The sequence below is a fragment of the Rhizobium sp. RU20A genome (genome assembly GCF_900155885.1).
In the GTDB taxonomy this organism is placed as follows: domain Bacteria; phylum Pseudomonadota; class Alphaproteobacteria; order Rhizobiales; family Rhizobiaceae; genus RU20A.
The window spans coordinates 202,905-226,287 of the sequence record NZ_FTMB01000005.1 but is presented as its reverse complement, the minus strand read 5'-3'; the positions used below and the strand labels follow the sequence as shown (position 1 = coordinate 226,287).

The following is a 23,383-nucleotide window of genomic DNA, read 5'->3' as shown; positions in this document are numbered from 1 at the left end:
ATCTGGTATCCGCTCTCCCAATCGTAAAGCCGTCGGCTTGGGCGATCGCCATTTTATTGCCTCGCGATCATAGGGCTGAGGCGACAACACGAACGAAGGAACGGGTTTAAACGTGCAGGTACTTGTCCGCGACAATAACGTTGATCAGGCTCTCCGCGCTCTCAAGAAGAAGATGCAGCGCGAAGGCATTTTCCGTGAAATGAAGATGCGCGATTACTACGAGAAGCCCTCGCAGAAGCGCGCCCGCGAAAAGGCAGAGGCTGTTCGTCGCGTCCGCAAGCTGGCGCGCAAGCGCGCCCAGCGCGAAGGTCTCGTGACCCGCTGATCCGTCGTCTTTTCGACGTTTTCAGATGCAATTCCGGGCGGGGGCGTCATTCGCCGCCGCCCTTTTCGTGAGTCGTCCCGTTTTGGCCCGCTGTTTTTCGGTGTGCCGCGACGATCGCCATGGAACGACCGGTCTGCCGGAGCGTTCCGCCACGCCGGATGCCCGTTAGGCCCGGCCCGACTGCCGCCGCTGCCGGCGGGCAAATTGCCGGAAGGCACCGAAGCAGCCGCAAGGCTCTGGTTACCGTCGCATTGAGGGAAACACGTTGACATCTGCCGCACTTCTTTCGGACCGGTCCGCCGCCGCCACGCCCGCCGCTGGAAAGACCCGCACCCGGTCTTGGGCGATCGGCCTTGGCGTCGTTGCCATGCTGGCGCTTGGCGGTTGCCAGACCGCCGACACGAGCGAAGCCGTCATCAAGCTGGATCGCGCCCAGGGTTCAGAGGAAAATATCGCCTCGCTGTCGAGCGTGATCGCCGCCAATCCGCAGGACCCGGAAGGCTATAACGTGCGCGGCTCCGCCTATGGCCGCGCTGGCGAATTCCGCCGCGCCATCGCCGATTTCAACCAGGCGATCCAGCTCAATCCGCGCTTCTACCAGGCCTATGCAAACCGTGCGCTGGTCAACCGTAACCTCGGAAACCAGCAGGAAGCGCTGTCCGACTACAATAGCGCCCTGCAAATCAACCCGAACTATGACGTTGCCTATATCGGCCGCGGCAACCTCTACCGCCAGGTCGGCCAGCTCGACGCCGCCTTCAATGATTTCAACAGGGCGATCAGCCTCGATACCACCGACCCGCGCGCCTATCACAATCGCGGCCTGATCTATCAGGCCCGCAACCAGCATGCGCAGGCGATCGAGGATTTCTCGAAGGCGATTTCGCTCTCGCCCTCCTCGCCCGAGCCCTATAACGGCCGCGGCATCTCCTACCTCGCACAGAACGACGACGACAACGCTTTCGCCGACTTCAACACCGCCATCAATCTGAATGGCAAGCTGGCCGAAAGCTGGGCAAACCAGGCGCTCGTCTATGAGCGTCGCGGCGAAACCGAAAAGGCCAAGCGCTCCTATTCACAGGCGCTGCGCCTCGACGCGAAGTACGAGCCCGCGCGTGCGGGTCTTGCCCGCGTCAAGGGCACGGCAGCCTGATAAGCAAGCCAGTTGCCTCACCGACAGAAGCGCCGTGACGATATGTTCGCCACGGCGTTTTGCATTTCCAGCGATGCACAAGCAAAACCGGCCGCCCCTTGCGGAGCGGCCGGCTGCAAATCGCCGTGGTCGAAGCGATCAGCGCGTCAGGACGATACCGCCGACCGACAGGAGGATGAAGAGAACGAGGGCCGAGAAGAAGCCGGCGCTGGTGAAGAAGCCGGCAGCCATGGCCACGATGAGCGCTACGCAGATAATGGTGCCGTACTTGGTACCGTTGACGAAGAGCGCATAGGTCTTGTCGTGCTCGGCATAGTCCATTTCCGCGCCCGTTTCGGCCGGTCCGTGATGATGTTCCGCCATTCAATCTCTCCCGAAGATGCAAGAGGACCGAAACCCGCCTGGCCCGGCCCGAACACGATTGTCCACTTCTCCCAGCGAAAAGCAGACCTCCCCTTTGCCCATACACAATGCGGCGCCGCTTCGCAACGGATCGACGGATCCGGCGCGGCAGAGGACAACGGGCAGCCTTAGCCGAACGCGCTTTGCCCCGTTCGTCCCACCCGGATCACCCCGGTCGGCCGGCCCCGCGCCAGTCGCGCCGTCGGCCGGATGGTGATCGGGCGCGGCGTGGCCGGATCGTCTGGCTCGAACATCAGCCGCTGTTCGAAGAGCCGCGAATCGAAGACGGGATAGCGGTTGTAGAGCCAACTCCTGATCTCGCGCACCGGCGCCATCAGCAGCGTGCCATCCGCATTGTAGACGCCGAGATTCTTTCGGCAGGCGACGAGCGTCTCTGCAGCGAAGGTCCGGCGATAGAAGGCGGCGTGACGTGGCCGGCAGGCCGTCAGGCAGCCATCGACGTCGAAATATTCCGATGCCATGCAGGCGACGCGAAGCGTCAGATAGGGCACCGCCACCATATCCTCGCTATCCATGTCGGGATCTGCGGCAAAGCGGCCCGGATCGATCAGCGTCAGGCCACGATCGAGCAGACTGTCGATCTCTTGACCGAAGATAACGCCCGCCGTGCTTGCCCGGTGCTCCGGCGTCACGTGATGCACCCTAACCGTGCTGATCAGCCTCTCGTCAAGGTATATGCCGAAAACGAAGGCATGATCGTCGAAATCGAGTGGATCGATAAGTGTCGAGCCAGTGAGCGGCATGAGATCCACAGCCTTGTAGGCCCTGTAGCGCAGCCGCGCGATATCCTCCATGTCCTCGCCTGTTTCGACACGTCGATATTCGACGCGATCGAGCAGTGTCAGCAATCTTTCCGAAAACTGCGATGCGACGCCAGACAGCGCATCCATCCCCATCAGCCCCGTTAATATTAACCCTTTGTTAACATTAACGGGGCGTTAAGGTGCCGCAATGCCTAAATCTGATAGTGCGCGACGGGAACGATCGTTTCCCTTGGCGGCGCAGTGCGTTTTGCACAGAAAATGTCAGTGACGTCTTACGCAGCCTGCCATCAGGCCGGTGCACTTTTCCGGGCCGCGATCGCGCGCTTGCTCTCCGCCACAAAAGCGAGCTTGAGGACTTCGCTGGCAGGCATTGGCCGGGCAAACACATAGCCCTGGATGAGATCGGCGCAGTGATGGCTACGCAAAAGATCCAGCTGATCCGCCGTCTCGACACCCTCGACAATGACCCGCAGACCAAGCTCACGGGACAGCTGCACGACGCCGCGCAGCAGGTTGAAGCGGCGGGCATCCTCGCGGATATTGCGCACGAAGGAGCGATCAACCTTGACGAGGTCAAGTGGCAGCGTGTCGAGATAGCTGAGGCTGGAATAGCCGGTGCCGAAATCGTCGATGGCGATCGAAACGCCGCGGGCTCTGAGTTCCTGCAGCATGGTACCAACCTTGACAGGGTCCTCGATAAAGCCGCCCTCCGTCACCTCAAGGTGAAGGCGTCGCGCCGGCAGGCCGGTCTCCTCGAGGATCTGCACCACCTTCGCGGCAAAGCCGGGATTGCGCAGGTCCGCGACCGACAGGTTGACAGACACAGCCATCTCGTCCGGCCAGTCCAGGCAGTCGGTGCAGGCCCGGCGCAGCACGAAAGCCGTCACGTCGCCCACGAGCCCCATCTCCTCTGCAACGCGGATAAAAACGGCGGGGCCAACGGGCCCGCGCTCGGGATGCGTCCAGCGTGCCAGCGCCTCGCAGCACTCGATCCGCAAGCCGTCCGGCGTCATCATCGGCTGGTAGACAACCGCGAGCGCTGACGCCTCCAGCGCCTGCTGGAAATCCGCTTTCAGCTTCTGGCGATCGACATATTGCTCGTCCATCGTCTCTTCGAAGGCGGTGAAGCCGCCACGATTGCGGTTCTTGCTTTCAAACAGCGCAAGGTCCGCCTTGATCTGCACATCCTCGAAGCTGAAGGTCCCGGCCGCCGTCATCACCGATCCCGCGCTCATGGTGAGAAGGAAGGTGAAACCGTTGACCGTATAGGTTCCGCGCATCTGCTGGTGCAGGCTGCGCATGCGGCCGTCGAGCGCGGCCCGGTCTGTCTCGTCGGCAAAGAGCACGACGAATTCGTCGCCCATCAGCCGCCCAACGGCCGCTCCCTCCCCGGCCAGCGCCCGCAGCCGCTCGGCCACCACCACCAGCACCTGATCCCCGACGATGTGCCCGCGCATGTCGTTGACATGCTTGAAGTCGACGACGTCCATGATGAGGAAGCCGACGGGACGGTCCGGATCGCCCTGGCCAATCGTGGCCTCCACAAGTTCGCTGAAATAGGCTCGGGTCGGCAGGCCCGTCAGCGCGTCATAGCGTACCATGTTGAGAATCTTGCGCTCCGCCAGGATACGCGCGGACACATCCTCGAAAATCAGGACCGTACCGCCATCGGGCCGCCGGCTGGCAGAAAATTCGAGGTAGAAATCGTCAGGGAAGGGCACGAGGGTTCGCGTTTCCAACCCCTCCAGCAGCGGGGCCAGTTGTCGAAGCACCTGGCGGACCTGGTCGCCGTCGAGAAAGCTGTGACGCATGCCGTATTTGAGAACGACCTCCAGATGGCTATCCTTCAGCCCGGCCGTCCAGTCGAGGTTGAGCAGGTCCGTCGCGCGGCGATTGGCCACCAGCACACGGCCCTGCGCATCGAGCATGAAGAGCCCGTGCGTCATGTTGTTCAGTGCCGTATCGAAACGGTCGGCGATGGTGGCGATTTCGGTGGCGGCGATGACGTTGCGATAGAGGAATTCGCGAACGCCTTTCGCCATCTGCCAGGTGGTGATGACAAGCGGGATCATCAGAGCGGCGAGCACGCTCATATAGAAATCACCGAGGCTGAGCAGACCGAAGAAGATCGGGCCACAAGCCCCTGCCGTCAGGATCGCGACGGCCCGAGACGAGCCGTAATTGCGCCCGACGATCGAGATCATCGACGCCACCGTCACCGAAATGCAGGCAAGTTCGGCAAAGGCGTCGTGGGTGACGACGACGGCATAGGCGCAGGCCACCCCGCATGTCATCGTCACGCAAAGCCCGCCCAGGAGATACCGGTCCTCCCACAGCCGCAAGGTCACGTCGTCGGCGCCGGAGAGGTCGATGCGGTCGAAGCCGCGCATGTCGACCATGCGCACCAGGAAGATGGCGATCACGGCAAAGGTGGCAATCAGGAAGAAGGGATCGTTGACCCGGGTATAGACGAGCAGGAAGGTCACCGCATGACTGATCATGCCGATCAGAAGCGTTGCCCTGTTCTCGTAGAGAGACCGGACAAACGAATGATAGACGCCTTTCGGCAATGGCTTGTGGCGTGGACGAATCATTGGTCCTACAACTCCAGCCTCGATCTGTCGGAACGGAACGCGCGCTTTCCCGCCAATTCGTGAATCACAAATGCCGAGGCCAACGGATACCGAGTATTACGGTCATGTTCTTCGGGGTTCCAAAACCGCAATTTGACGCTCATTCATAGGAGCGCATAATTTAACGAAAGACTTATTACGCACGTGGAAAATGACCACGTGCAACCTGCAGTCAGGAAAACATGCGCTGTTTCGAAGTTAAAGCTCCTCTACTTTACATTTATGGTTGCAAACCCTGAATTGAACGCAATTCGATCGGTGAAAGATCATTTCATCTTATCCCCATTTCCGAAATTGGCGAAGATCAAACCTCTCATGGTTGAGAATTGGCGCCTAAATTCGCCGGGGACATCAACACCAGTTGACATTGCGCCCGCGACCTTCCTATCCCATCTTCCATGCAGTGGCCGCGCCCTGTCGTGGCAAGCCCTTCGGAGCCGTTCCTATGATGACCCCTGCCGTTGCCATCCCCTGCGACTTCCGCGCATTCGACGGCAATGTCTGGCATGTCGTTGCCCATCAGTATGTGCGCGCCGCCGTTGATGGCGCCGGCGTCATGCCACTGCTCGTCCCGGCACTCGAACAGGGCAACGATCCCGACAGCATTCTCGACAGGGTCGAAGGGCTGCTGGTCAGCGGCGCCCGCAGCAACGTGCATCCGAGCCTTTATGGCCGGGAAGCGCGGGAAGAGGACGGCCCCTTCGATCCCGGCCGCGACGCGACCAGCCTGTCGCTGATCCGGCGTGCGCTGGAACGCGGCATTCCGCTCCTGGCCATCTGCCGCGGCATTCAGGAACTGAACGTGGCGCTCGGCGGGACCCTCGAGAGCGAGATCCAGAACAAGCCCGGCATGTGGGACCACCGCAAGCCCGACGTGCCCGAATTGGACGTCGCCTACGGAATCCGCCAGTCGATCTCGATCAAGGAGGGCAGTTGCCTCGCCGCCGTTCTCGGCGCTGGCGAGGTGCAGGTGAACTCCCTGCACCGCCAGGCGATTTCCGACATCGCACCGCGCCTTGCAGTCGAAGCGCTTGCCGACGACGGTACGGTGGAAGCCGTCTCCGTGATCGGCGCCAAGGCCTTTGCCGTCGGCGTACAGTGGCATCCGGAATACTGGGTCGGCACGGACACGCCCTCCGACACGCTCTTCAAGGCCTTCGGTGAGGCGGTACGCGCCTATGCCGCCGAAAAGCAGCGGCTGAAGGCCGGCGTCACGGCCTGACGAACAACCACACTTGTGAGGCCGGAAGAAAACCGCCGGCCTTATGTCTTTCGCGTGAACGGCGTCTCCGGCACCGGCGTCAGGGCCTCGCCCTTGTCGAACCAGCTCAGAATATTGTCGGCCACGAGATCGGCCATGGCCTGGCGCGTCGCGACCGAGGCGGAGCCGACATGCGGCAGCAGCACCGCGTTCGGCAGGTCGATCAGGGCCTGCGGAACGTGCGGTTCATCCTCGAAGACATCAAGGCCCGCCGCAGCGATCGTTCTGTCCCGCAATGCCTCGATCAGCGCCGGCTCGTCAACGGTCGTCCCGCGTCCGACATTGATCAGCACACCGGTCGGGCCGAGTGCCCTCAGTACGTCGGCATTCACGGTGCGGCGGGTCTCCTCCGTACCGGGCACGATCACCACCAGCGTGTCCACGGCAGCGGCAAGATCGAGGAGCGTCGCATACCAGCGGTAGGGCAGCGCCTTGCGCTCGGAGCGGCTGTGATAGGCGATACTCACCCCGAAGCCTTCGAGCCGGCGCACAATGGCCTGGCCGATCCGGCCGATCCCGTAGAGACCGACTGTGCGGCCCCGCAGCGTCAGGGGTGTCAGCGGATAGGCGCCCTCGCCCGCCCAGCGACCGGCGCGCAGCCAGCGCTCGGCGGAGGAGAATTCCCGCAGCGTCGATAGCAGCAGGCCGATCGTCGTGTCGGCCACTTCCTCGTTCAGAACATCCGGCGTGTGGGTGACGACAACGCCGCGCGCGGCCGCATCCGACGTATCCACGCCGTCATAACCGACGCCGAAATTGCCGATGATCTCGACCTTCGGAAGCGCGCCAAGAAGCTCCGGCTGAAGCCGGCCCTGCAGCGCGATGCCGATGGCGCGTTCGGCCAGATCCGCCGTTACCGCGGCCGGCTCGCCAATGCCGGTCACCACCTCGAAGCGATCCGATAGCCGCGCAATCACATGCGGATGGATCTTGCCGGGGACGACGATGACGGGACGATCGGTGGATGCAGACATGACGGAAACCTTGGGGAAGCGAAAAATGGGCGGCTCAGCGTGGCCGGAGCGGGCCGGTGGACTGGCGGATGCGCATTTCCGGCTTGATGAGATGAATGCCATCCGGCTCGTGGCTGCCGGACAGCTTGTCGAGAAGCGCGCGCGCCGCGCTGCGGCCGACCTCCGCCTGCCCGTTCCACACGGTCGTCAGCGCCGGCGTTGCGATCGAGGCCTCCTCAAGGTCGTCGTAACCGGTGACGGAAACGTCCTGACCCGGCACCAGCCCGGCGCGCGCGATGCCGTTCATCATGCCGATGGCGACGAGATCGTTCCAGCACACCACGGCGGTCGGCTTTTGTGGCAGCGACAGCAGATGCACCGCCGCCTCGAAGCCACCCTGCTTGGAGCGGGGGCCGGGAATGCGCAGTTCCGGGTCCACCTCGATGTTGGCCTTGCGAAGCGCGTTCACGTAGCCCTGGTAGCGGTCGCGGCCTGTCGAGGTCTGGTCGGTGCCGCCGACCATGGCGATGCAGCGATGACCGAGCCCGATCAGATGGTTCGTGGCGAGCGAAATGCCATAGGAGTCATCACCGCGAAAGATCGGCACGTCCACGCTGTCGATGGAGCGGGCGATCAAAATCGCCGGCATGCCGTTGGCCTCGGCCAGTTGGATGTCCTCTGGCGGCGTGCCGATCGCCGGCGACATGATCACGCCGTCCCCGCCGAGCTGCAGCAGTGTCTCGATGAAGACACGCTGCTTGTCGACGCTGTCGTAATGGTTGGAGAGAATGAAAGTCTGCCGATCCCGGTCAAGCTCGGTCTCGATGGCCTTCAGGATTTCCCCGTAAAAGGGATTCATGATGTCGTGCACGACGACGCCGATGATGCCGGAACGCGAGGTGCGCAGGCTGGCAGCGCGGCGGTTGTAGATGTAGCCGAGGGCTCGGGCCTGCTCCTTGATGCGATCCCGCGTCGCCGCCGCCACCAGCGGACTGTCGCGAAGCGCGAGCGACACCGTTGCCGTCGACACGCCGAGCGTATCGGCGATCGTCGAGAGCTTCACCTTTTGCGCCATGCAGTGCTGCCTCCCCAGGCCTTCTGATTTAATTTCTTTTAAAGACTTTAAAAAAGAATGGCAATGTGCGCTTTGTCAAGGGCTTCGGCGCCTCCGCAGGGGAAGCGCACTGAAGCCTGCGGTCAAAACGGGATTGAGGGGCAGTTGAGCGTGGCCAGGTCACTCCGCCGCGGCGGCATGTCCTTGAAGATTGCGATCGACGACGCGCAGAAGCTTGGTCAGCGTCTTCACCTGCTTTTCGCTGAGGCCATCCACGGCAAGCTTTTCCGAGGCGCTGGCGGCGTCGGCAATCTGCTGCAACAGGGCGCGGCCGGTTTCCGTGAGGTAGACCTTCGTCAGGCGCGCATCCTCTTCATCGGCACGGCGTTCGAGAAAGCCTTGCGCTTCCATGCGGCCAATGGTGCGCGTCATGGTCGGCGCCTTGACGCCCAGCTTTGCGGCCAGCACGCCGGCCGTCAGCCCGTCCGTCTCCGCCAGCGCCATCATCACGCCGTCCTGCCCGGCATAAAGGCCGCTGTCGAGAAGATTGCGCGACTGGACGGTGCGCATCGAGCGCGCCGCCTGCACGATCATGGCGCACACATCGGGCGTGCCGGCGTCAAGGTCCACGAGCTTGCGCTTCTTGTCCTTCTCGCCCTTGGCCTTCTTCTCGGCCTTGTTTTTCTTGCCCATGCTGCCTCCGCCAAACGATTTGCACCGCTGTGCCTTATCCCATATGACTCAGTTATGTTATCAGCCGCAAGACGGAGCGAGGCGAAGGGTGAACGGAGCGACCGGCCAACATCCGCTACCCCGCCGTTTCTGGCATGACAATGCGGCCGACCTGCCGCCGGAGGCACGCCGCGACTGGATCGTCGTGCTGCCGCTCGGCGCCCACGAGCAGCACGGCCCCCATCTCCCCTTCGAGACGGACACGCTGATCGCACAGGGCATTGTCACGCGCCTCGCGGCCTCCCTGCCCGCAGATCTGCCCGTCACCTTTCTCCCGGTCGAGCCCGTCGGCTACTCCGTCGAGCATATGGACGTGGCCGGCACCCTGACGCTGACCTGGCAGGATGCGATCGACCGCTGGCTCGGCATCGCCGGCGACCTTGCAGACCAGGGCGTGCGCAAATTCGTGATGCTGAATGCCCATGGCGGCAATTCACCCCTGATGACCATCGTCACCACCGAGGCCCGCATCCGCTTCGACATGCTGGCGGTGGCCACAAGCTGGACCCGCTTTGGCCAGCCCGACGGATGGATCGCGCCTGAAGACAAGGCGATCGATATCCACGCCGGCGACATCGAGACCTCCGTCATGCTGGCGCTTCACCCGGACAGGGTGCATCGCGAAAAGCTGGCGGCTTTCTCCTCGAACCAGGCTGACTTTGCTCGCCGATTCAAGCACCTGCGCGCCTACGGCCCGCACGCTTTCGGCTGGCGCATGCGCGACCTCAACCCCCAAGGCGCCTCCGGCAATGCCGCCGCCGCCACCGCCGAACGCGGCGAAACCCTCCTCGCCCACGCGCTGAAGGGCATCACCGAGCTTCTGGAAGACGTGCATGCTTTCGATGTCGAGGCGCTGACGAAGCCTCTTTGATATCAAGGACGGAAGGCATATATGGAGGCAGCCGTCGGCGCGTCCGCGACCGGCAATCTGTTTCGCGAGGTTCCCCCATGACCGAAGCCGTGGCTGCAAAGCCCATTCCCGTCACCGTTCTCACCGGCTATCTCGGCGCCGGCAAGACCACGCTGCTGAACCGCATCCTGACCGAAAACCATGGCCGCAAATATGCGGTCATCGTCAACGAGTTTGGCGAGATCGGCATCGACAACGACCTGATCGTCGAGTCGGATGAAGAAATCTACGAGATGAACAATGGCTGCATCTGCTGTACGGTGCGCGGCGACCTGATCCGGGTCGTGGAAGGCCTGATGCGCCGTCCGGGCCGCTTCGATGCCATCATCGTCGAAACCACCGGCCTTGCCGACCCCGTGCCGGTCGCGCAGACCTTCTTCATGGACGACGACGTGCGCGCCAAGACCGAACTCGACGCCGTCGTCACCCTCGTCGATGCCAAGCACCTGATGCTGCGCCTGAAGGACAGCCGCGAGGCCGAAGACCAGATCGCCTTTGCCGATGTCGTGCTGCTCAACAAGACCGACCTCGTCACGCCGGAAGAACTTGCCCGCGTCGAAGCGACCATCCGCGCCATCAACCCGACGGCCCGCATCCACCGCACCGAGCGCTCCAACGTCGATCTTACCAAGGTTCTCGACCAGGGCGCCTTCAACCTCGATCGCGCACTGGAAAACGACCCGCACTTCCTCGACCATGATCACCACGATCACGACCATGTTTGCGGCCCGGATTGTGACCACGACCATCACCACCACGGCCATGACCACCATCATCACGATCACGGTCATGATCACCACCATGGCCACGATCACGACCATCATAACCATGACCATGCGCCCTCCGACATCCATGACGTGACGGTGCAGTCGGTGTCGCTGCGGGGCGGCGAGATGAACCCGGACCGCTTCTTCCCCTGGATCCAGAAGATCACCCAGACGGACGGCCCGAACATCCTGCGCCTCAAGGGCATCATCGCCTTTGCCGGCGACGCCGAGCGCTACGTCGTGCAGGGCGTGCACATGATCATCGAAGGCGATCACCAGCGCCCGTGGAAGGATGGCGAGAAGCGCGAAAGCCGCCTTGTCTTCATCGGCCGCGAACTCGACCGCGAAAAGCTGGAACGCACCTTCAAGGCCTGCGAAGTCAAGCCGAACTGACCGCCGATCGATACGGCCGGCGCGGGCCTCCTGCGCCGGTCGTCCTCCATCAACGCCCCGCCCCCGCATGCGCGGGGATCGACCCGCAGATCCCGGAATTGCCTGATGCCCACCGTTGCACCGCTCGATCTCGACGGCCATGTCGTCGCAGCCGTCTTTCTGGGAGAGACACCCGTCTTTGCCTCCGCCAGCGGAGAGATCCACCGGCTCGACCACGGCCAGAAGACGCAAGCCGCCCATGACGGCCTGCTGACGGCGGTGAAGGACATCCCGAGCGAGACGCTGGTGACGGGCGGCGAGGATGGCCGCGTCATGCGCCTGGCCGCCGATGGCAGCCTGACGGAACTTGCCTGCGTTCCCCGCAAGTGGATCGCCAAGGTCGCCGCCGGCCCGCAGGGCGCCGTCGCCTATGCCTATGGCAAGACGGCCCATGTGCGCCTCGCCGATGGCACGGTGAAGGAGTTCAGCGAAGAGCGCACCATCGAGGGCATCGATTTCGCGCCGAAAGGCCTGCGCATCGGGCTTGCCCGCTACAATGGCGCGTCCCTCCATTGGGTCGCGACCACCGGTCAGCCTGTCGATCTCGAATGGAAGGGTGCCCATAACGGCATCACCTTTTCACCCGACAACCGCTTCGTCGTCACCTCCATGCAGGAGAACGCGCTGCATGGCTGGAAGCTCGAGGGCAAGCCGGGCGGCGATAACCGTCACATGCGCATGACCGGCTACCCGGCCAAGGTGAAGTCGCTGTCCTGGTCCGTGAAGGGAAAATGGCTGGCCTCTTCAGGTGCCCCAGCCGCCATCGTCTGGCCCTTCCAGGGCAAGGACGGACCGATGGGCAAGGCGCCGCTGGAACTTGGAACCCGCGCCAACATCATGGTCACCTGCGTGGCTTGCCACCCCGCCGAAGAGATCGTCGCGATCGGCTACCAGGACGGCATGATCCTCGCGGCCCGTATGGCCGACAGCAAGGAAGTGCTGCTGAGGCGCCCCGGAAAGGGTGCCATCACTGCCATGAGCTGGAGCCGCGACGGCAAGCGCCTCGTTTTCGGCTCGGAAGCCGGAGATTGCGGCCTGGTCGATATCTCCGCCTGAGGGAGAGTGGGCCGGAGAGCGGAGCTCCCCGGCGACCGGCAGTTTTACCAGCTGAGTTCCACCTGCGGCCGGCCGTTCGAGGTTTTCTCGAATGTGCGCCCTGTCTCGTCCACCGTGCAATGAACGCGCTGGCGAAAAGCCGAGAAGCTTTCGAACGTTACGACATCGACCGGGCTATCGAAATGCAGGGTCAGCCGGTAGCGCGCGGGGTCTTGGCCCAACATCTGCACGCCAAGCACAGAGGCGACGAAGGGCTGGCCGAGATAGTGGCCCTCCACCCGCGATCCCAACACCATGGGATCGAAGACCGGCCGGTTACCGGCGGCCGCGTGGATGGTGTTCCAGTCACGGTAACCATGCTGCGCGGCGACAAGCTCCAGCGCACGCGAATGGCTGATGGACTGGCCCTCAGCGCCAATGGCAGCGCGCAGGCGTTTGGCCTGATCTTTCAGGCCGTCAAGGGATGGAAGCGGTTTTCGAAAAGGTGCGGACATCGGATCGGTACTCCTGTCATCGCATGTCGGTTTTGCGAGGGGAGTCCGCGTTGCCATCGGCGACATGCTGAACATGAGAAACCGGAGACCATATCGAAGAGCTTCACCACAGCGCTGCACACGCTTGCGGACGGCCGGGGCTCTCACCCGTTGTTCGCCCTATAGCGCAATGCGCGACCATGGTCAAAGCGTTGACTGCACCCGTCACCCACCTTCACCAAGAAAAGCGTCACGCATCAGCGTCGGTCGGCGCCATCACCTGTAGCAGTGCCGCCAGCAGCGCATCGCGATCATAGGGCTTGCGCACGATCGGCACCGGGCCGAAACCCTGTGGAATGATACCGGTCTCGCCGTACCCAGTCGCGAACACGAATGGCACGCCGCGGCGGAACAATTCCTCCGCCACCGGAAGTGACGTCCCGGTGCCGAGATTGACGTCGAGCACCGCAACGTCGGGCGCGATCCGTTCGAGTCGGCTGAGGGCGGACGCGGCCGACGCCGCCGTGGTGACGTCACCGATACCGGATTCCAGAAGCATGGCTTCCACGTCGAGTGCGATCAGCATCTGGTCCTCGACAAGCAGAACCTCAATGTCCTTCAGGCGGGATTTCTCGTCCGTGGCGACCAGCACCTCGACGGCCTCGGGATCGGCAGCCGGCGTGTCCGCCACCAGCGACACGTGGCGGCTCGGCAGCACGAAGCGTGCGACGAGACCCTCCGGCGCGAACCGGACGTCGCTGCGTCCGCCGAGATCATAGGGGATGCTGCGATCGATGAGAACGGTGCCGAAGCCCTGCCGGGTAATGCGCCCCGGCGCCGGGCCGCCGCGCTCCTGCCACTCGATCACGCAGTCCTCCCCTTCCGTCACCTCCCAATGCACGGCCAGGCGACCGCCTTCGGCCGAAAGCGCACCGTACTTGGCGGCATTGGTGGAAAGCTCGTGCAGCACAAGCGCCATGACGGAAAAGGCCCGTGCATCGAGCCAGACCTGTGGCCCGGAAAGCGAGATCGTCGCCTGCTGGCTGCGATAGGGCGTTAGCTCCGCATTCAGCAGATCGGCCAGCATGCCGCCGCCATCACCGCGCACCACCTGGTCATGGGCAAAGGCGAGCGCCTGGATACGGCCCTTCAAGGAGCCGACATAGTCCCTGAGGCTACGCCCCTCGGCCACGGGATGCGCGACCAGCGATTTGATGATGGCGAGGATGTTCTTGACGCGATGGTTCAGTTCCTCGTTCAGCATGCGCTGGCGCACATCCGCCTTGCCGCGTTCTTCCGCAAGCAATTCGTTGTGGCGCAGCACCACCTCCACCAGCGCGGCCCGCACCGCATCCGCGATCTCGCGGTCGGCATCCGTCCAGGGCTTGGCCTGCTGGCGCACCAGTTCCTTCCAGATTGCAAAGCTCCTGCGCGGTGTCAGGCGGTCGCCAAGCGGTCCGATCTCGTAAACCTTGTCGGGGTTGCCCGCCCAGTCCAGCGTCTCCACCACCTCGCGTCGGAAAAAGAACAGATAGTCCCGCGGGATCTGCGACAGAGGAACGATGAGGACGCCCGCCGCCTCCTGGCAATAGGCCTCCGCCGAGGGGAGCTTCTGGGAGAGCGCATGCGTCGCCCAGATCCGGCCGTCGGCAACCCCGCTGGCAAACCGCGCCAGCGCCGGCACTGCCGAGGCGGGCGGTGCGCTGCCCGATGTCGTCCAGATCCCCTCCACCCACAGGCCGATCCCGTCGCAGGGCATCAGTTCGCGAAACTTCGGGAGGTTTTCTGCAAGAAGATCCGCGATGTCGCCACGATGCGAGGCGAGCGAAAGGAAAGCATCCAGCGACCGCCGTGCCCGGCTCGCCATCTCCAGCTTCGTCTTCTCCTGCAGCGCATGCAGGTGCAGCGAGAAGAAGGCGCCGAACATCTCGGCCGCCACCCGCTCTGCCATGGAGAGTACGCGCGGCGAATAGTGATGACAGGCGATCAATCCCCAGAGTTGCCCGTCCACGATGATCGAGATCGACATGGAGGCCGAGACCCCCATGTTCTTCAGATACTCGCAGTGGATCGGCGAAACGCTGCGCAGGTGCGAGAAGGACAGGTCCAGCGGCTCACCGGAGGCATCAACGACGGGGCAGATCGCAATACGCTCGAAATGCGCATCCGAGATCACCCGGATCGTGTTTCGCATGTAGAGCGCGCGGGCCTGCGCGGGAATGTCGGTGGCCGGAAAATACTGGCCGTAGAAACTCTCGAGATCGGAACGTTTGCTCTCGGCGATCACCTGCCCCGCTCCGTCATGGCCGAACCGGTAAACCATGACCCGGTCATAGCCGAGCGCGCCGTGGATGAGCCGCGCCGTATCGCGCATCATCACGGCAAGATCCGTGACGCCGCTGATCCGACCGATCATCTCGCGCGCAAGCGAGAGCGGTTGGCGCACCTTCGGATCGTGCGGCTCGAATTCGACGATCACGGTGGAGAGGTGCCGGTGTACGGCGATGTCGAACAGCCGACCTGCCTCGCCCGCGGCTATCGCGAAGAGCAGTGCCGGCCGCTCTGGATTGCGGGTGGTCGCAACCGCATTGCGCACGTCATGCGCCGCCCTGTCGCCAATGATCGATTGCAAGGCGAGGCCGTTGATAGCACTGCCGACGCCCAGCATCGCCTGCGCATTGGCCGAATGGCGCAGCACCGTCTGGCCGTAGTTGTCACAGGCAAGCAGGAAGCCGTGCGGCTGGATGCTGCCCGGAATATGGATGGGCTCCCGATCGCAATTGGAGAGATCGACGCTGCGGGTTTCATGCATCTGCAAACGCCCCGCCAAAGGCCTCAGCGGCATCACCGAAGGCCCGCTCCGCTGCACGCACCGCGCGTCCCGCGTCATAGATCGGCGCGTTCTCGAGGATAGCACCGAAAGCCCGCCATGCATCCACCCGGCCAGCGAGAAGGAAAAGATGACGAGCGCCGCTGTCAGCCGTCAGGCCGAGAGCCAGAGCGCGCTGACACAGCAGGCGCGCACCAAGCCCGGACCCCTCGAGCACATAGAGCGTTCCGAGCAGGCTGGAGATATCGGTATCGATGACGGCCTTGTCGACGGGCGGCAGACGCCGCACGCCGAGATCGGCGAGATCGCGCGTCGCTTCCGGTACAGCCTGGCCCGTGGACCAGTCTCTGAAACAGGCGGGAAGCACGATCGCATCGAGCGCCGCCTCGTAGCGGCTGCGAAACAGATGGATGGACCGGAGATAGTCCACGTAATCCGCCCGGGTCTTCCACACCCCGACGAGGCGATCGACCGTGTCATGGGCATTGCGGGTGCGCTCGCGAAGATCGAAACGCCGATTGGTAGGCTGCATGCGTTCGATCGTCCCTGCGAATCGGAATGTGACAAAACACGATCGAAACGCATCAGGCTACGCTTGGTTCCGTTCGACATAGCTCTTTTTTGATAAGGAAAAAGCGCCGCCAGCCGAAACCACGACCAGCCACATCTCAGACGCGAGACGCCGAGCTGGCGAGAAACCAAACGGCGACCCCGGCAAGAAGCAGCGAAAGCATCCTCCGCAACCGACGTTCGCGGGCGGGGTCAGACAAAAGGGGATGGAGCGCGCCGGCCAGGGCCACGATCGAAGCATGGATGATGGTCGCGACACCGACATAGACCGCGCCGAGCAGGATGAAGGCAGACGCGCCCGTCAGCTGACTGTCGATGAAGCCGGGCACGACGGTCACGAAGAACAACGCTGCCTTGGGGTTCAGAAGATTGGTGGCCAGCCCGCGCAGGAAATAGGTCGTCGCCCCGCGCCCCGTCGGCTCTGTCTCCACGCCTGCGTCACGCCAGCCGTCATAGGCGAGGTAGAAGAGGAAAGCCGCCCCGCCCCAGCGCAGCACCTCGTAGAGAAAGGCGGAACCGCGAATGAGTTCTGCGACGCCATAGGCGCTCGCAATGCCGAGGAGCGCGAGGCCGAGCGCAATGCCGGCCACCGTTGCCAAACCCTTCATCCGCCCTTCGCTGGCCGACACGAGGGCGAGATAGGCCATATTCGGCCCCGGCGTGATTTCGATCACTATTGATGCCACCAGGAAGGAAAGCAGCGTCGTTGCCGGCAGCGGCGTGAAACCATCCAAACCCGTCCCCTCCCCCGATGGTCCGATGACCATCTGCCATTCTGACAGGCGAAAGGCGTGACAGGCAAGCAAAAGCAAAATGGAAGGAGACAGTGCCGCACGAGAGGAGAAGGCGCAGCAGGCAGTTCGAGGCGCCGCTCGCGCCCGGGAACAGGGCAAGGCGAGCGGCGCCCGGCGCCTGCGCGGTGACGCGATCAGGCGGCCTTGAGGTAGGAGGGCGACGACAGCTTGCGGCCCGTCGGCACGATCATGCCGGCCGCGCCCGCCAGCCAGCCGGCCTTGAGCTCGAGGCCGAGGAAACGGCGGCGCTCGAAGGGACCGGGCATGACGAGATGCTGCACGCGATCGGCGAAGAAGCCGAAGCGCTCGTAGTACTCGGGATCGCCGACGAGCAGGATCGCGCCATGCTCGCGGCGGGCCGCTTCCTGGATCGCCGCCCGCATCAGCGCGCCGCCCACGCCCTTGCCTTCCTGGTCCGGATCGACGGCCAGCGGGCCGAGCAGGAGCGCGGACACGGCATGGCCTTCGGCGGTGACGCCAGCCTCGATGTTCCACAGGCGGATCGTGCCGATCACATGGCCCGACGGATCGCGGGCGACGAGCGCCAGGCCGTCGGCCGGCAGGCGGCCGCGGCGGATCTTTTCCGACGACTTGCGCGTACGGCCCGGGCCCATGGCGCGGTCGAGCAGCGTTTCGCGCGCCACGACATCCCCGGCATTTTCAGCGTCGATCACATAGGCATTCTGCGCGAAGAAAGCGCGCACAGTGTCAAGAACAGTGGCCATCGTCGGCCTCCCGTACCCAAAACCGCTTCAGACGGTATCCAGAACTGATTGTGAAAAGCGCTCCCGCCTCATGCGGGAGCGTTATGCGACCTTAGATGACGTAGGCCTTCAGCGGATCGAAGCCGTTGAAGGCGACGGCCGAATAGGTCGTCGTGTAGGCGCCGGTGCCTTCGATCAGAACCTCGTCACCGATGGTCAGGGAGACCGGCAGCGGATACATGTTCTTCTCATACATCACGTCGGCCGAATCGCAGGTCGGACCGGCGAGCACGCACGGCTCCATGGCGTCCTGATCGCGCGTGGTACGGATCGGGTAGCGGATGGCCTCGTCCATGGTTTCGGCCAGACCGCCAAACTTGCCGATGTCGAGGAACACCCAGCGGTGCGCGTCATTGTCGGACTTCTTGGAGATCAGCACGACTTCCGTCTTGATGACACCCGCATTGCCCACCATGCCGCGGCCCGGCTCGATGATCGTTTCCGGCAGGTTGTTGCCGAAGTGCTTGCGCAGCGAACCGAAGATCGCCTTGCCGTAGGCTTCCGCCGACGGCACGTCCTTCAGGTACTTCGTCGGGAAGCCGCCGCCCATGTTGACCATCTTCAGCTCGATGCCCTGCTTGGCGAGCGAGACGAAAACGCGCTTGGCATCGGCAAGAGCCGCATCCCAGGCATCGACCTTGGTCATCTGCGAACCGACATGGAACGAGACGCCGTAGGAAACAAGGCCGAGCTGATGAGCGTAGACGAGAACGTCGACGGCCATCTGCGGAACGCAGCCGAACTTGCGCGACAGCGGCCATTCGGCACCGTCACCATCGGTCAGAACGCGGCAGAAGACACGCGCACCGGGGGCGGCACGGGAGATCTTCTCGACTTCCTCGTGGCTGTCGACGGCGAAGAGGTTGATGCCGAGTGCATGCGCACGGGCGACATCGCGCTCCTTCTTGATCGTGTTGCCGAAGGAAATGCGGGCAGGCGTTGCACCGGCGTTCAGCGCCATTTCGATTTCGGCGACGGACGCGCAATCGAAGTTGGAGCCCATGCCGGCGAGCAGGCGCAGGATTTCCGGAGCCGGGTTGGCCTTGACAGCGTAGTAGATGGAGCTGTCGGGCAGGGCGTGGCGGAAAGCCTTGAAATTGTCGCGCACGACGTCGAGGTCGACCACGAGGCAGGGGCCTTCTGGACGTCGGGTGTTCAGGAAGTCGATGATGCGTGCGGTCGTCATAATGGTATCCCCATAATCCAGCTGCTCCGGGAGTAACCCAGAGGGACAAAGGACAGATGCGACGACGCCACGGTACCAGCCGGTGGAGACCCCGGAACCATGACATGCGCAACTGCGCGAACGGTGGAACGAAGCCCGCCTAGGCTCTGTTCCGCTTTGTCTGCCTTAGATTGGAGGGAGTGACCCGACCGCACTTTCGGCAATGAAGGTGTGCCTCTTCAGTAACGCAGGCTGATGGAAAGCCAGCAGAGACCAGAAAGGCCCGCACCGTCGTTGCTTCAAGGTGTCCTCGCATTTCCCGGTTGGCCGGGATAGCGACTGGAGCGGTTAGTTCCAGGTACCTTACCGTTTCCTCACCACATCGAGGGACGGCGGACACCCACAGGCACGTGCGACTTTGGGCAAGGGCGTAGGTAAGAAAGTTCGCTGTCGCAATCAAGTGGTTTTTTGCGTCAGGGCAAAAAAGTTTAGGGCCATCTTCTGCGACCCCTTCGGCAGGGCTTGTCCGGGGTCTCCCGGCCTGTATTTGCGAGCCGCATCGGGGCGAAACAGCCTTGTCAGAGCGATCCAAATCATGGCCGATAGACACGAGGCACTCGCTGCCGCGCCAAGACCGGAACCGAAAGCTGCCGCATGGATACCCTGACCCGCATTCGCGCCTTTATCGACGTCGTCGATGCCGAAGGCTTTTCCGCCGCCGCCCGCCGCGTCGGGCGATCCAAGGCGCTGCTGTCGAAATATGTGCGCGAGCTTGAAGACGAGTTGGGCGCGCTTCTTCTCAACCGCACCACCCGCCAGTTTTCCCTGACGGAAGCCGGGCATACCTATTACCGCACGGCGTCCGATATACTCAAGGAAATCGACAACCTCGCCGATCTCGTGCGCGCCAACAATTCGGACCTGCGCGGGCGCCTGCGCATCACCGCGCCGCGAACCTTCATCGATGCCGAGATCGGCCAGTCCTTCGTGGACTTCAGCGTCGCCCATCCGGAACTGTCGCTCGACATCGTCGCCGAAGACCGCTTCGTGGATCTGGTCGAGGAAGGCTTCGACGTCGCGATCCGCATCACCAAGCTCGAAGATTCGACGCTGATTGCCCGCAAGCTCGATGATTTCCAGCTTCTCTTCTGCGCTTCCCCGAGTTTTCTCGAAAAGCATGGGCCACTCGACCATCCCTCGGCGCTGGCGCGCGTTCCCTGCATCATCGATACCAACGGGCGCAACCACGGCAACTGGCGCTTTGCAGAGACAGACGGCAGCACCTTCTCCGTGGCGATATCAGGCCCGCTCGAGGTCAACAGCCCGCTGGCCTGCCTGCGCGCCGCCGTGGCGGGGCTTGGCGTCAGCATCTGCCCGGATTTCATCGCCCGCTCAAAGATCGCCAGCGGCGAACTCGTCACCCTCTTTGACGACTACCTGACGAAGGATCGCGGCATCTATGCCATCTATCCGCACCGGCGCTACCTGCCGGCCAAGGTACGCACCTTCGTGGACTTTCTGCATGCCTGGTTCCGCCGCCACCGCTAAGGAAAAGTCCCAATTCCGTCCCATTTGGCGGCCATTTCCAACCCGACGCAGCCAGCGCCTCCATGTCTCACTCAGGATCGTGCCGATGAAGAAGGCCCTCACGCTCGCCGCCGCCGCGGTGCTCTTTGCCACTGGAACGGCTCTTGCCCATCCGCACATCTTTGCAGAGGCGCGCCTTGAGATCGTGTCGGACGATGTCGGCAACCAGATCCAGGAACTGCGCAATGTCTGGCGCTTCGACGACATGTTCTCGGCCAGCGTTGTCATGGATTTCGACAAGAATTCCAACGGCAAGCTCGACCCGGACGAACTGGCCGAAGTCGGCAAGACCGTGAAGGACTCGCTTGGCGAATACGACTACTACACGACGATCACCGACAACGGCAAAACCATCAAGGTGACCCCGCCGGATATCATTCACGTCGATTACAAGGACGGGCAGCTGCTCATGTTCTTCGTGGTCAAGCCGTCCGAGCCCATGCCGCTCAAGGGCCGACTCACCTTCGGCGTCTACGATCCCACCATGTATACGGCGATGGATTTTGCGAGCGACGAGGATCTGCATCTCGTCGGCGACAAGGTTCTTGCGTGTCAGCACAAGGTGGTGCGTCCCGACCCGGACGAGGTGCTGGCCGAAAACAAGGCGTCCCTCACCGACGCCTTCTTCAACGATCCCATGGGCACCGACATGTCCAAGCTCTTCGCGACACGCATGGAGGTCACCTGCTGATGGCATCCCGGCACACCAAGCTCGTCCTCATCGCCTCTGTCGCGGCGCTGGCGGCCTTTGGCGCCGCCCATGCCCAATCACCGCTCGGCATCGGCTCCGCCGAACCCGGCTTTTCCGCGACGGGGCCTCTTCGCCCTCTCCTGTCCTGGGTCAACGGCGAGCAACAGGCCTTCTATCGCACCCTCACCGGCGCGCTGCGCGCCATGCGCGACGATCCCTGGCAGCTCTGGTCCCTGATCGGGCTCTCCTTCGCCTATGGTGTGTTCCACGCCGCTGGCCCAGGCCATGGCAAGGCGGTCATATCCTCCTACATGCTCGCCAACGAGACGGAATTGAAGCGCGGCGTCCTGCTCTCCTTCCTCTCATCGCTGCTGCAGGGCCTTGTCGCCGTCCTCATGGTCGGCGCCACCTATCTCCTGCTGCGCGGCACCTCGATCACCATGACAGCCGCCACACAGGCGCTGGAGATCGCAAGCTTCGCCCTGATCGCCCTCTTCGGCGCCTGGCTGCTGATCCGCAAGCTGATGAAGCTTCGGACGGCGAGGGCGCCGGTGATGGTGCCCGCCATGGCCGTCGCCGGCGGCATGACCGTCAATATGGGCGGCCATGCCCGCACGTCCAACAACGATCATGCACATGGTCACGGCACACGCGGCCTTCACCATCACGGCCATGTCCACCATACCCATGGTCCCGGCGAAGTCTGCGACTGCGGCCATGCCCATGCGCCCGACCCGTCCATGCTCAAGGGCGATCGTTTCGCCTGGTCGGAAGCCTGGTCGGCCATTCTTGCCGTGGGCCTGCGGCCCTGCTCCGGCGCGCTGATCGTCCTGTCCTTTGCGCTGCTCAACGGGCTTTATCTTGGCGGCGTTCTCTCGGTGCTCGCCATGTCCATCGGCACCGCCATCACGGTCTCGGCGCTCGCTACCATGGCGGTGTCGGCCAAGGGCCTTGCCGTGCGCTATGCCTCCTCCGCCTCGACGGCAAGCCGCATTGGCACGGCCATCGAGATTGCCGGCGCGGCCCTGGTGATGATCATGGGATTGCTGCTGCTGGGCGCTGCTCTTCAGGCTTGAAGGCGCGAACTCTCAGAGCCCCCGCCGGCGCTGATAGCGGGCGCGCAGCCAAAAAACCAGGAAGAAGGCGAGCACGAACAGTGCCCCGACCCCGGCCGCAAGATAGGGCGAGATGGCGCCGAGCCACAGCATCAGCTTCGGCAGGAAGAAGAAGGCAACACCGCACACTAGGAGGATGATGGCGGCGGCGATGGCAGGCGACGTGGTCTTCTGCGGCTCGGTCATGTCGTCGGTACCCTTGTTCTTCACGCAGCCATCGCCCGGATCTCTTCAAGACGCCGCCTCTGCCGGCCATCCGCCTCGAAGTTGGCAGGATCAAGCCAGGCCTCAAAAGCCGCCTTCAGCGCCGGCCATTCGCTGTCGATCATCGAAAACCAGGCCGTATCGCGATTGGCACCCCGCGAGATCATGTGCTGGCGGAAGACGCCTTCGAAGGTGAAACCGTAGCGTTCGGCCGCGACCTTGCTCGGGCCGTTGTCATTGTGGCACTTCCACTCGTAGCGCCGGTAACCCATCGCCTCGAATACGTGGCGGGCCAGGAGGTAATGGGCTTCCGTCGCCATGGCCGAACGCGCCATGGCCGGACCGTGGGCGATGGAGCCGATCTCGATGACACCGTTCTTCGGGTCGGGGCGCATGAAGCTGCCCATGCCCACGACCTCTCCGGTCTCGCGCGAGCGGAACACCTGCGTGATGTAGCCGCCCGGACCCTGCGCGCCATCCAGCCAGCGGCCGAAATCGGCGCTGGTCTCGAAGTCGGAAACGGGAAAGAAACGGATCAGCTGGTTCAGCGCCGGACCGCCAAGGGCGGTCCACAGCGCTTCCAGATGCCGGTCATGGTCGTAGATCTCAAGCGATACGAAGCGGCCTTCGGCCTCGAGGCCCGTCGGCGCCGGAGCACCCGTCCATGTCGAAAGATCGCGCATCGCCAACCCTCACCCGTTTTCCCGTCGATAGGCCATGATCGACG

General features: G+C 63.4%; 23 protein-coding genes. 9 read left to right on the top strand and 14 right to left on the bottom strand.

The window, feature by feature from the left end; genetic code table 11:
• The first annotated feature begins 112 nt into the window (after positions 1-112).
• Positions 113-325 carry a 30S ribosomal protein S21 gene (gene rpsU / locus F3H41_RS14425; protein WP_149739388.1) on the top strand — a complete coding sequence of 71 codons (213 nt, stop codon included), beginning with the start codon at positions 113-115 and terminating at the stop codon, positions 323-325.
• Positions 326-590: 265 nt separating this feature from the next.
• Positions 591-1,478, top strand: a complete 888-nt coding sequence (locus F3H41_RS14420; RefSeq protein WP_188129473.1) for a tetratricopeptide repeat protein — start codon at positions 591-593, stop codon at positions 1,476-1,478.
• 138 nt (positions 1,479-1,616) lie between these two features.
• On the opposite strand, the gene F3H41_RS14415 is transcribed toward F3H41_RS14420, so the two are convergent.
• The 3 genes from F3H41_RS14415 to F3H41_RS14405 all read right to left on the bottom strand — a co-directional run bounded on the left by F3H41_RS14415 (position 1,617) and on the right by F3H41_RS14405 (position 5,259).
• Complete coding sequence (locus tag F3H41_RS14415) at positions 1,617-1,841, bottom strand: aa3-type cytochrome c oxidase subunit IV (protein ID WP_149739387.1); 225 nt, start codon at positions 1,839-1,841, stop codon at positions 1,617-1,619.
• 167 nt (positions 1,842-2,008) lie between these two features.
• Positions 2,009-2,791: a hypothetical protein gene (locus F3H41_RS14410; protein WP_149739386.1), complete on the bottom strand. Its 783-nt coding sequence runs from the start codon at positions 2,789-2,791 to the stop codon at positions 2,009-2,011.
• A gap of 161 nt (positions 2,792-2,952) precedes the next feature.
• Positions 2,953-5,259: an EAL domain-containing protein gene (locus F3H41_RS14405; RefSeq protein WP_149739385.1), complete on the bottom strand. Its 2,307-nt coding sequence runs from the start codon at positions 5,257-5,259 to the stop codon at positions 2,953-2,955.
• Positions 5,260-5,743: 484 nt separating this feature from the next.
• On the opposite strand from F3H41_RS14405, the gene F3H41_RS14400 reads away from it, so the two are divergent.
• The gene (locus F3H41_RS14400) at positions 5,744-6,520 is read left to right on the top strand and encodes a gamma-glutamyl-gamma-aminobutyrate hydrolase family protein (RefSeq protein ID WP_149739384.1); all 777 of its coding nucleotides are present in this window, start codon (positions 5,744-5,746) and stop codon (positions 6,518-6,520) included.
• A gap of 41 nt (positions 6,521-6,561) precedes the next feature.
• On the opposite strand, the gene F3H41_RS14395 is transcribed toward F3H41_RS14400, so the two are convergent.
• From F3H41_RS14395 to F3H41_RS14385, 3 genes are all read right to left on the bottom strand, one after another.
• A complete protein-coding gene (locus tag F3H41_RS14395; protein WP_149739383.1) occupies positions 6,562-7,533 on the bottom strand; it encodes a 2-hydroxyacid dehydrogenase in 972 nt (323 codons plus the stop codon).
• A 34-nt stretch (positions 7,534-7,567) separates the two neighbouring features.
• A complete protein-coding gene (locus F3H41_RS14390; RefSeq protein WP_149739382.1) occupies positions 7,568-8,587 on the bottom strand; it encodes a LacI family DNA-binding transcriptional regulator in 1,020 nt (339 codons plus the stop codon).
• 159 nt (positions 8,588-8,746) lie between these two features.
• Complete coding sequence (locus tag F3H41_RS14385) at positions 8,747-9,259, bottom strand: MarR family transcriptional regulator (protein WP_149739381.1); 513 nt, start codon at positions 9,257-9,259, stop codon at positions 8,747-8,749.
• Between the two features lie 88 nt (positions 9,260-9,347).
• On the opposite strand from F3H41_RS14385, the gene F3H41_RS14380 reads away from it, so the two are divergent.
• The 3 genes from F3H41_RS14380 (at position 9,348) to F3H41_RS14370 (ending at position 12,463) form a co-directional block, all read left to right on the top strand.
• Positions 9,348-10,169 (top strand): creatininase family protein, encoded by an 822-nt coding sequence (locus F3H41_RS14380; protein ID WP_244616199.1) that lies wholly within the window; start codon positions 9,348-9,350, stop codon positions 10,167-10,169.
• A 77-nt stretch (positions 10,170-10,246) separates the two neighbouring features.
• Positions 10,247-11,368 (top strand): GTP-binding protein, encoded by a 1,122-nt coding sequence (locus F3H41_RS14375; RefSeq protein WP_149739379.1) that lies wholly within the window; start codon positions 10,247-10,249, stop codon positions 11,366-11,368.
• Positions 11,369-11,473: 105 nt separating this feature from the next.
• Positions 11,474-12,463, top strand: coding sequence for a WD40 repeat domain-containing protein (locus tag F3H41_RS14370; protein WP_149739378.1), 990 nt, complete (start codon positions 11,474-11,476; stop codon positions 12,461-12,463).
• 44 nt (positions 12,464-12,507) lie between these two features.
• Here the strand turns inward: F3H41_RS14370 and F3H41_RS14365 are convergent, their stop codons facing one another.
• From F3H41_RS14365 to odc2, 6 genes are all read right to left on the bottom strand, one after another.
• On the bottom strand, positions 12,508-12,957 hold the full coding sequence (locus tag F3H41_RS14365) for a glyoxalase superfamily protein (protein ID WP_149739377.1): 450 nt from the start codon (positions 12,955-12,957) through the stop codon (positions 12,508-12,510).
• Positions 12,958-13,186: 229 nt separating this feature from the next.
• A complete protein-coding gene (locus F3H41_RS14360; RefSeq protein WP_149739376.1) occupies positions 13,187-15,748 on the bottom strand; it encodes an HWE histidine kinase domain-containing protein in 2,562 nt (853 codons plus the stop codon).
• Positions 15,741-16,298, bottom strand: coding sequence for a biliverdin-producing heme oxygenase (locus tag F3H41_RS14355; protein ID WP_149739375.1), 558 nt, complete (start codon positions 16,296-16,298; stop codon positions 15,741-15,743). The genes F3H41_RS14360 and F3H41_RS14355 overlap by 8 nt, the downstream gene beginning before the upstream one ends.
• A gap of 136 nt (positions 16,299-16,434) precedes the next feature.
• A complete protein-coding gene (locus F3H41_RS14350) occupies positions 16,435-17,070 on the bottom strand; it encodes a LysE family translocator (RefSeq protein ID WP_244616198.1) in 636 nt (211 codons plus the stop codon).
• Between the two features lie 194 nt (positions 17,071-17,264).
• A complete protein-coding gene (locus tag F3H41_RS14345; RefSeq protein WP_149739373.1) occupies positions 17,265-17,855 on the bottom strand; it encodes an N-acetyltransferase in 591 nt (196 codons plus the stop codon).
• Between the two features lie 91 nt (positions 17,856-17,946).
• A complete protein-coding gene (gene odc2, locus F3H41_RS14340) occupies positions 17,947-19,080 on the bottom strand; it encodes an ornithine/lysine decarboxylase (protein ID WP_149739372.1) in 1,134 nt (377 codons plus the stop codon).
• A 633-nt stretch (positions 19,081-19,713) separates the two neighbouring features.
• Here odc2 and F3H41_RS14335 point away from each other — a divergent pair.
• From F3H41_RS14335 to F3H41_RS14325, 3 genes are all read left to right on the top strand, one after another.
• The gene (locus tag F3H41_RS14335; RefSeq protein ID WP_149739371.1) at positions 19,714-20,607 is read left to right on the top strand and encodes a LysR family transcriptional regulator; all 894 of its coding nucleotides are present in this window, start codon (positions 19,714-19,716) and stop codon (positions 20,605-20,607) included.
• 85 nt (positions 20,608-20,692) lie between these two features.
• Positions 20,693-21,337, top strand: a complete 645-nt coding sequence (locus F3H41_RS14330; RefSeq protein ID WP_149739370.1) for a DUF1007 family protein — start codon at positions 20,693-20,695, stop codon at positions 21,335-21,337.
• Positions 21,334-22,413, top strand: a complete 1,080-nt coding sequence (locus F3H41_RS14325; RefSeq protein WP_244616207.1) for a nickel/cobalt transporter — start codon at positions 21,334-21,336, stop codon at positions 22,411-22,413. Before F3H41_RS14330 ends, F3H41_RS14325 begins: the two co-directional genes overlap by 4 nt.
• A 12-nt stretch (positions 22,414-22,425) precedes the next feature.
• On the opposite strand, the gene F3H41_RS14320 is transcribed toward F3H41_RS14325, so the two are convergent.
• Both F3H41_RS14320 and F3H41_RS14315 read right to left on the bottom strand, forming a co-directional pair.
• Complete coding sequence (locus tag F3H41_RS14320) at positions 22,426-22,638, bottom strand: hypothetical protein (RefSeq protein WP_149739368.1); 213 nt, start codon at positions 22,636-22,638, stop codon at positions 22,426-22,428.
• Between the two features lie 20 nt (positions 22,639-22,658).
• A complete protein-coding gene (locus F3H41_RS14315) occupies positions 22,659-23,339 on the bottom strand; it encodes a GNAT family protein (protein ID WP_149739367.1) in 681 nt (226 codons plus the stop codon).
• Positions 23,340-23,383: the final 44 nt, after the last annotated feature.